Below are 1,082 nucleotides of genomic sequence, written 5' to 3'. Positions count from 1 at the left end.
CGGTGAAATACCGCAAAATCTAGAAGAAACCATCCGTAACCTTCCTGTGGAGCGGTTAGAAGACTTAGGACTCGCTTTATTAGACTTTAACACTTTGACAGATTTAGATAACTGGTTGCATCCGTGAGCAATGGCGATCATCTCATTCATCGAAAATTTTGGGTCTGAAACCCCGCCGTTTTAGGTTGGCTTTGCTGTTAAATATGAGCATCGTTTACGAAATATATGCTAAAATATGAGACATGGAAAAAGCCTATTCTTACCGATTTTACCCAACACCAGAACAAGAGTCGCTATTGCGGCGCACTTTGGGCTGTGTAAGATTGGTTTACAATAAAGCTCTCCATCTCAGAACACAAGCTTGGTATGAAAGACAAGAAAGAGTAGGATATGCTGAAACTTCTTCAATGCTAACCGATTGGAAAAAGCAAGAATAATTAGAGTTTTTAAACGAAGTTAGCTGTGTACCTTTACCACAAGGGTTAAGACATTTACAAACAGCTTTCACTAATTTCTTTGCTGGTGGTACTAAGTATCCTAACTTTAAGAAAAAACATCAGGGAGGAAGTGCCGAATTTACCAAGTCAGCCTTTAAATTTCAAGACAGACAAATCTATTTAGCTAAATGCACAGAACCTTTACCTATTCGATGGTCAAGACAAATACCAGACGGATGTGAACCAAGCACAGTAACAGTCAGATTACATCCGTCTGGACGTTGGCATATCTCAATTAGATTTGATGACCCAACAATTAAGCCATTACCAGTAACAGATAAAGCCATTGGAATTGACTTAGGAATTAGTAGCCTAGTAATTACCAGCGACGGCGATAAAGTATCTAATCCTAAGCATTTTAAAAAGCATTATCGGAGACTGCGAAAGGCACAAAAAAATCTTTCTAGAAAACAGAAAGGCTCAAATAATCGAGAAAAAGCAAGAATCAAAGTAGCAAGGATTCACGCTCAAATCACCGATAGTAGAAAAGACCATTTACATAAGCTAACCACTCAATTAGTTCGTGAAAACCAAACGATTGTGGTTGAGAATTTAGCCGTCAAGAATATGGTCAAAAACCCGAAA

1 protein-coding gene and 1 pseudogene are annotated in these 1,082 nt (G+C 38.4%); both read left to right on the top strand.

The annotated features are described in order from the left end of the window. The first annotated feature begins 7 nt into the window (after nt 1–7). Complete coding sequence (locus IQ242_RS25475; RefSeq protein ID WP_370583054.1) at nt 8–127, top strand: DUF4351 domain-containing protein; 120 nt, start codon at nt 8–10, stop codon at nt 125–127. Nucleotides 128–242: 115 nt separating this feature from the next. Continuing rightward, nucleotides 243–1,082, top strand: a pseudogene (locus IQ242_RS25470) (RNA-guided endonuclease InsQ/TnpB family protein); the annotation flags it as partial.

This window comes from Microcystis sp. LEGE 08355 (assembly GCF_015207185.1).
Taxonomy (GTDB): Bacteria; Cyanobacteriota; Cyanobacteriia; order Cyanobacteriales; family Microcystaceae; genus Microcystis; species Microcystis panniformis.
Note: the sequence above shows the minus strand (reverse complement) of the source record. Positions and strands in the feature narration are given on the sequence as shown.